This window comes from Rhodococcus sp. NPDC058521, from assembly GCF_042719695.1.
Classification (GTDB): domain Bacteria; phylum Actinomycetota; class Actinomycetes; order Mycobacteriales; family Mycobacteriaceae; genus Rhodococcus_F.
Window position 1 is genome coordinate 119,877 of record NZ_JBHXNL010000004.1, and the last position, 7,172, is coordinate 127,048.

Consider the following 7,172-nt stretch of genomic DNA (forward strand, 5'->3'; position numbering starts at 1 on the left):
TCAATCACACGCTCGTCGGATACCTACGCTGTGACCCATGCGGAGATTCAGCCTGTGGTTGCGCGGCAAACCGATGGTGGCCGACGCGATACTCGCTGCCGTACTGTTCTGCCTCGAATTCGTCCTGTTGGCCAACGATCCGGTCGGGCGAGGCGGACACACTCTGTACGTGTTGTTCGCGATCGCTTTGTGTGCGCCGATCGTGTGGCGGCGCAGATTTCCGCGATCCGTTGCGGCCGTGGTGCTGGCCGTGTCGCTCACACTCACGTCGCTCAGTTGGGCGATGGGGGACCTGTCCGTAGAGCATCCGGCGTTGCTGGCACTCCCGATAGTTCTGTACACCCTGGTCGCTTACGTCGGCCGGAAGGCCGGTGCGATCTATCTGATCGCACTGACGGTGGATGCGGCGGCCTCGACACTGTTGCTGCAGCAACCGGTGATCGAGGGCGCACTCCTGGTGTCGCTGATGTATGCGCTGGCGTGGATCACCGCCGAATTCCTCGGCGCGCGTCATGCATACGACGAAGAGGTGGCCGCGCGCCTGCAGGTCGCCGAGTACGACCGCGACCGTCGCGCCCACGAGGCAGTGGCCGCCGAACGGACCCGAATCGCCCGCGAACTACACGACGTGGTGGCCCACGCGGTGAGTGTGATGATCGTTCAGGCCGACGGTGCGACGTACGCAATCAAGAAAAACCCTGCTTCGGTAGAGCCCGCCCTCCGCAACATTGCGGGGACCGGCCGTGAGGCCCTGGCCGAACTGCGCCGCACCGTGTCGCTTCTGCGTGTCGAGGACGGTGAGGACCTTCCCCAACACGGCACGGCAGGCCTCGCGAGTCTCGTCGCGATGATGCGCAGCGCAGGCCTGCGCGTGGAACTGGAACTGACCGGCGAACTCGACGAGATCAGTCCGTCGGTGAGCCTCGGCGTCCACCGCCTCGTCCAGGAGTCGCTGACGAACGTCCTCAGGCACGCCGGGCCGAACCCCAAGGCGAGAGTACGAGTGCAGCGGGCCGAGCAGGCGGTGGTGGTGGAAGTCACCGACAACGGCAAGGCGACCGAAACGTTCACCTCCGGGTCCGGCAACGGTCTGCTCGGAATGCGCGAGCGAGTTGCAGTGCTCGGTGGGACCGTCGCGGCAGGTCGCCGGTCCAACGGCAGCTGGCGCGTACGAGCCACCCTGCCCCTCGACGACGAACGCTGACTCACCCGAACTCCGTAGCGTGCGAGGTGCTGCAACCACTAGGTTGTCGGTTGTGCCCATCACCGTGCTTCTCGTCGACGACCAGGAACTCATGCGGATGGGTCTGAACATGGTCCTCGAGGCTCAGGAGGACATCACGGTGGTCGGGGAGGCGCGTGACGGCGCCGCCGCGGTAGCGGCAACCCGCAAACTCGAACCCGACGTCGTTCTCATGGACGTGCGGATGCCCGTTGTCGACGGCGTGAACGCAACATCACAGATACTCGAGTCCGGGAGCTCGAGTCGGGTGCTGGTCATGACCACGTTCGACCTCGACGAACACGCGCTGGGTGCACTTCGGGCCGGGGCCAGCGGGTTTCTCCTCAAAGACACCCCACCGGAAGATCTCGTGTCGGCCATCCGGAGTGTCGCCGCAGGCGACGCGGTGGTCTCGCCCAAGGTGACCCGCCGACTACTCGGCCGGTTCATCGACGGGGGAGAGTCGACACCGCGGCGCGACCCCACGGTTCTCGACGTGCTCACCGACCGTGAACGGCAGGTCCTCGAGAACGTCGCAACCGGGCTGTCCAACACCGAGATCGCAGAGAAGCTGTTCCTCTCGGAATCGACGGTGAAAACCCATATCGGCCGGATCCTGACGAAGCTCGAACTCCGTGACCGGGTGCAGGCTGTCGTACTCGCTTACGAAACCGGGCTGGTCAACCCAAGCTCCTGACCCAGGTCGGGCGTCGAAGACGAGAAAACGGACGATTCCGGGTGAGATGACGATTCTGGGAGAAATCCGGGCAATTCGTTCGTTGAACATTCGAGTGCGCCGATCGGAACCGCGTCGGTCGGGCCGGAAGGAGTTGCCATGTACCCAGCACTGTTCCTGCTGTACGTCGTCGTGGAGGTTGCCGCCCTGATCTGGGTGGGAAGCATGATCGGTGTCGTGTGGACCGTATGCCTGCTGTTGGCGGGTACGGCGCTCGGTGTGGTGTTGGTGTCGTCGCAGTGGCGGCGGGTGCTCCTCGGACTGCGTCGAGCCGGACAAGGCCAGGGATCACCCGGGGCCGCGTTGGCCGACGGAGCGCTCGTCGGTCTCGGCTCCGTTCTCATGTTCGTGCCCGGGCTGGTCACTTCGGTTCTCGGACTGGCATTGCTGATCCCGCCCACTCGTCGGGTGCTGCGTCCCGCTGTCGTACTCGTGGCCGGCCGCCGTACCAAGGCAGCCTTCGCGAGTGGCCAGGTGTTCACGGCCGCTCGCGGCTTCGGCCCCGGAGCTGGATTCGGCGGCGCGTCCTCGGGTCGCGGAGATGTGATCGACGGCGAGGTCGTCGAGGAGAGCTACGACGAAACCCGGCCCCCTGGACGCACGGTTCTACCCTGACGGGCACACTTGGTGCCCGTGAGTACTCAACTGCTCGTCGGCGGTCGCATATACAGTTCCTCGTCTCCGGACGCCACTTCGCTGGCGATCACGAACGGAATCGTCAGTTGGGTCGGTGACGCACGCGCCGGGCGCGCTCTGAACCCGGACGCCGACGTCGTCGACCTCGGCGGTGCGTTCGTCACCCCAGGCTTCGTGGACACACACGTCCACGTCACGTCTCTCGGTCTGAACATCGTGGGACTGGATCTGGTCGGTGTCCCGTCGCGGCAAGAGTGCCTGCACCGACTGAGCGAGTTCGCTCGCACTCACGGCGACGACGTCATCTGGGGGCACGGCTGGGACGAGTCGCAATGGCCGGAAGCGGCCGCACCGACCACGGCCGAGCTGGACGCGGCCGCACCGGGTCGCAAGGTCTACCTGTCCCGAATCGACGTCCATTCGGCCGCGTGCTCGACCCCGCTTCGCCAGGAGGTCACCGGCCTCGCCGCAGCCTCCGGGTATTCCGCCCAGGACACCTTGAGTTTCGAAGCCCACCACGCCGCCCGATTGGTGGCGCGCGACCTGCTCACCACCAAGCAGCGCGCACGTGCCCGCAACGCGGCCCTCGACTCGATCGCAGCGCGTGGTGTCGTCGCCGTCCACGAGTGCGGGGGACCGGACATCTCCGGTCTCACCGACTTCGAGGAACTACTCCGCCACGATCACGGAGTCGAGGTGCGCGGCTACTGGGGTGAAGCAGTGGACTCGCCGGAACAGGCCCGGGACCTGCTCACGCGCACGGGCGCGCACGCACTCGGGGGCGATCTGTTCATCGACGGTTCGATCGGATCCCACACCGCGTGGCTTCGCGAGCCGTACACGGACGATCCGTCGACGCGGGGCAACCGGTATCTGACCGTGGAACAGATCGCTGCTCACGTGCGGGCGTGCACCCTGATCGGCGTGCAAGCCGGATTCCACGTGATCGGAGACGCCGCTGTCGGCGCGGCCGTCGAGGGCTTCGGCCTGGTGGCCGACGAACTCGGCGGACCTGCCCTGGCAGCGCGGGGGCATCGCCTCGAGCACGCCGAGATGCTGAGCAACGAAGACATCCGCAAGCTCGCGAGCTGGGGAGTGATCGCGAGTATGCAGCCCGGCTTCGATGAGCTGTGGGGCGGAACCGACGGACTGTACGTCACCCGACTGGGGCCCGACCGCGGTGTCTCGCTCAACCCGTTCGCTGCCGCCGCCGCGGCGGGAGTCTCGTTGGCGTTCGGCTCCGACGCGCCGGTGACCTCTGTCGATCCCTGGTCGATGGTGACGGCCGCCGTCCGTCACCGAACACCGGGAAGCGGCATCTCGCCCCGAGCTGCGTTCTCCGCATCGACGCGGGGTGCATGGCGGGCCGGCGGAGTTCGTGACGGTTTGGCGGGAACTCTCGAACCGGGTGCGCCCGCGTCGTATGCGGTGTGGGACGTGGGCGAACTCGAAGTCAGCGCCCCGAAGGATTCCGTCCAGCGCTGGTCCACCGACCCACGCTCGCGAGTGCCGGCCCTGCCGCGACTCTGTGACGACGCGCCGCTGCCGGTCTGTGTGCGCAGTGTGCACCGGGGACGAGTTGTCCATGAACGGTAGGCGGAGGGGGGTTTCCGTCGCAGTTCTCGGTCGGTGCGTGTTGGCTGTCGTGGCCGGTCTGTGCGTCTTCACCGGCTTCCCGCCGCGCCCGTTGTGGTTTCTGGCTCCGATCGGGATCGCACTGCTGACCTTGGTTCTCACCGACTTCGGTCGCGGCGGCGTACGACTGCGAGCGGGCTTCGGATACGGGTATCTCGCCGGGCTCGGGTTCCTCGTACCTCTGCTTCCGTGGATCGGAGAGTTCGTCGGTCCAGTTCCGTGGCTGGCACTCTCGGCCGTCGAGGCTGTGTATATCGGCGTCTTCGGCGTGCTGGCGGTTCTCGTGGCACGGCTACGCGGTGCTCCCGTGTGGATCGCGGCGGTCTGGTCACTGACCGAATGGTTGCGTTCGTCGATCCCGTTCGGGGGCTTTCCCTGGGGTCGGCTGGCGTTCGGACAGTCCGAAGGGTGGCTGCTGCCACTTGCATCGCTGGGCGGTGCGCCACTCCTGAGTTTCGCCGTTGCCCTCACCGGCGCGGGGCTGGCATATGTCGTTGTGGCACTGGTTCGACGCAGATACGGGTTGCCCCTCCTCGGCAGCGTGGCTGCAGCCGCGATCGGGTCCGTCGTGGCACCGCTGGTCGCGCCGACGCTCGCCGGGCTCGACGACGGCGACGACACCGTCACGGTCGCGGCAATCCAGGGGAGCGTCCCGCAACTCGGACTCGACTTCAACGCTCAGCGAAAGCAGGTCCTCGACAACCACGTGGCGCGCACCGTCCAATTGGCGGACGACGTGGCGGCCGGACGCGCGCAACAGCCCGACATCGTCGTGTGGCCGGAGAACTCGTCCGACATCGACCCATTGCGCAACGAGGACGCCGCCCGCGACATCGGACGGGCATCGGAAGCGATCGGTGCACCGATTCTCGTCGGTGCCGTGCTGGTGAACAACACGACGCTTCCGAACGGCCGACACACGACCACCAATTCGGTACTTGTGTGGACCGGAACGCAAGGGCCGTCCGAGCAACACGACAAGAAGATCATTCAACCGTTCGGCGAGTACCTGCCGTACCGGGACTTCTTTCGCCACTTCTCGTCCTACGCCGACCGGGCCGGAAACTTCGTACCCGGGGACGGCGACGGGGTCGTGAACGCCGCGGGGGTGCCGGTCGGTATCGCTACATGCTACGAAGTCGCATTCGATCGGGCCTTCCAGCAATCCGTGGACGCGGGCGCACAGATCCTGGCGGTGCCCACCAACAACGCCACCTTCGGTGACACCGAGATGACCTACCAGCAGCTGGCGATGTCGAAAGTTCGCGCCGTGGAACACGGTCGGGCAGTCGTGGTCGCTGCGACCAGTGGGGTCAGCGCGATCATCGCCCCGGACGGGCACACCGTCGCCGACACCGAACTCTTCGTTCCGGACGCGCTCGTCGCTCAACTGCCACTTCGCACCGACCGGACACCCGCCAGCGAACTGGGCGCGATACCGGAAGTGGTCCTGTGCGTAGGGGCAGCAGGTGCGATTGCCGCGGCGTTCGTGGTGCGGCGCCGAGATCGGCGGAACGACCGAGCCGAAAACCTCGGTGGCGCTGCGATCGAGACGTCCGTCCAGTCCGGTATGTGACTACGAAGCGCCTGGCCCGAGCGTGTTTGAGCGGATGGCCGAGTGGGGATACAGATTCAAAGTAGACGACGGCACGAAGGTCGATGAAAGCTCCACGAGAACAGCGCCACAATTGCTTGGCAGTGCACGCGCAGTAGACCTGTGACCTGCACTGACAACGAATATGGTGAGTTGACCAATCCGCTTGACGGAACCGTTCCGAATAGCAGGTCGAGGCTCGTCATGTGATCTACGCCTCACCTCAGGGTGTCGGCACTGATCGCACGTAGTTCCTTCTACTGCGTGTTCGGGGCGTGACGGTCCTCTGTTCTCCTTGCGGACCTTCGCCTGAGCATCAGTAGATCGGAGCGTGTGAATGGCCTCGATACGCAACACGTCCACACCGGTATGTGCCGTGACACGACGAACGCCGCCCCGGACTGTCCGAGACGGCGTTCCATCGAACTATCGATCAGGTTCCGCGACGCTTCACGGCCAGTCAGGCTCCGCGACGCTTCGCCTTGAGCAGGTCGAGGCGCTCCTTCAGCAAGTCCTCGAGCTCTTCCTTCGACCGGCGCTCGAGCAGCATGTCCCAGTGGGTGCGCGGAGGCTTGACCTTCTTGGCCTCGGGAGCGGTGCCCTCGATGAGAGTGCCTTCGAGACCGTTTCGGCACATCCAGGTGCCCGGGATCTCTGCGTCGTCGGCGAACGGAATGTCGAAGATCTCGCCGTTGTCGCAGCGGTACTTCGCCATGCGACGGGGCGCCAGATCATGGTCGCGGTCGGTCTCGTAGCTCACCGCTCCGAGCCGGCTACCTCGAAGTACGCGATCTGCCATGGTGGTTTCCTCTCCTCGAACGTCTCCGCGTGGACACACCCGGAAACAGGTGACCAGGCGTTCACACACATCTACAACGCGGCGGAATCGGATTTCGTTCCCACGAGCGGCGTAGACGTAACCTACCCATCCTACCGGGGTGTGCCGTGTTGGCCGACGGGCGTATCGGCGGCGACCAGTAGGATGGACGATCATGGTCGGCCCATCACGCAAACCCGAGTCATGCGTCTGGTGTGGCCGGGAGGTTGCCGATACCGGTGTGGGCCGCCGCAAGCGCTACTGCAGGCAATCCTGCCGACAGCGAGCGTACGAACAGCGCGCGCAGGTGAAAGGTACGTCCATTCCTGCCGACGCCGTCGTACTGAGCCGCGAGGAGTCGGTTGCGGTCATGGATCGCATGTTCGAAGTCCGCTGCGCCGCCGAGGACCTGGCGACCGCGGTTGCCGAAGGTGCGGCCGCAGATGAACTCGCTTCCATGTGCGACTCACTGGTTCAGCTCGCCCGCTCCGCCGAACGTCTCCGCTGACACCACCTCCTGCGCAACACATCT

Annotated in this window: 7 protein-coding genes; 6 read left to right on the top strand and 1 reads right to left on the bottom strand. The window is 65.7% G+C overall.

The features are described from left to right. Positions 1-37: 37 nt before the first annotated feature. The 5 genes from ACFWO3_RS08750 to lnt all read left to right on the top strand — a co-directional run bounded on the left by ACFWO3_RS08750 (position 38) and on the right by lnt (position 5,805). Positions 38-1,204 (top strand): sensor histidine kinase, encoded by a 1,167-nt coding sequence (locus ACFWO3_RS08750; RefSeq protein WP_378576188.1) that lies wholly within the window; start codon positions 38-40, stop codon positions 1,202-1,204. Positions 1,205-1,256: 52 nt separating this feature from the next. Continuing rightward, positions 1,257-1,919 carry a response regulator gene (locus ACFWO3_RS08755; protein ID WP_378576190.1) on the top strand — a complete coding sequence of 221 codons (663 nt, stop codon included), beginning with the start codon at positions 1,257-1,259 and terminating at the stop codon, positions 1,917-1,919. Positions 1,920-2,057: 138 nt separating this feature from the next. Beyond that, on the top strand, positions 2,058-2,573 hold the full coding sequence (locus ACFWO3_RS08760; RefSeq protein WP_378576192.1) for an FxsA family protein: 516 nt from the start codon (positions 2,058-2,060) through the stop codon (positions 2,571-2,573). 12 nt (positions 2,574-2,585) lie between these two features. Further along, the gene (locus ACFWO3_RS08765) at positions 2,586-4,190 is read left to right on the top strand and encodes an amidohydrolase (RefSeq protein ID WP_378576194.1); all 1,605 of its coding nucleotides are present in this window, start codon (positions 2,586-2,588) and stop codon (positions 4,188-4,190) included. Continuing rightward, entirely contained in the window at positions 4,180-5,805 is a 1,626-nt protein-coding gene (gene lnt, locus ACFWO3_RS08770) for an apolipoprotein N-acyltransferase (protein ID WP_378576197.1), read from the top strand. Before ACFWO3_RS08765 ends, lnt begins: the two co-directional genes overlap by 11 nt. Positions 5,806-6,283: 478 nt before the next feature. On the opposite strand, the gene ACFWO3_RS08775 is transcribed toward lnt, so the two are convergent. Beyond that, positions 6,284-6,622, bottom strand: a complete 339-nt coding sequence (locus tag ACFWO3_RS08775; protein ID WP_378576199.1) for an RNA polymerase-binding protein RbpA — start codon at positions 6,620-6,622, stop codon at positions 6,284-6,286. A 193-nt stretch (positions 6,623-6,815) separates the two neighbouring features. On the opposite strand from ACFWO3_RS08775, the gene ACFWO3_RS08780 reads away from it, so the two are divergent. Beyond that, entirely contained in the window at positions 6,816-7,148 is a 333-nt protein-coding gene (locus ACFWO3_RS08780) for a hypothetical protein (protein ID WP_378576201.1), read from the top strand. Positions 7,149-7,172 lie beyond the last annotated feature (24 nt).

What these genes read in the sequence shown, in the direction of transcription:
- ACFWO3_RS08750 (WP_378576188.1), top strand. Translation starts at nt 38, where the DNA reads ATGCGGAGATTCAGCCTGTGGTTGCGCGGCAAACCGATGGTGGCCGAC.
- ACFWO3_RS08760 (WP_378576192.1), top strand. Translation starts at nt 2,058, where the DNA reads ATGTACCCAGCACTGTTCCTGCTGTACGTCGTCGTGGAGGTTGCCGCC.
- lnt (WP_378576197.1), top strand. Translation starts at nt 4,180, where the DNA reads ATGAACGGTAGGCGGAGGGGGGTTTCCGTCGCAGTTCTCGGTCGGTGC.
- ACFWO3_RS08775 (WP_378576199.1), bottom strand. Translation starts at nt 6,622, where the DNA reads ATGGCAGATCGCGTACTTCGAGGTAGCCGGCTCGGAGCGGTGAGCTAC.
- ACFWO3_RS08780 (WP_378576201.1), top strand. Translation starts at nt 6,816, where the DNA reads ATGGTCGGCCCATCACGCAAACCCGAGTCATGCGTCTGGTGTGGCCGG.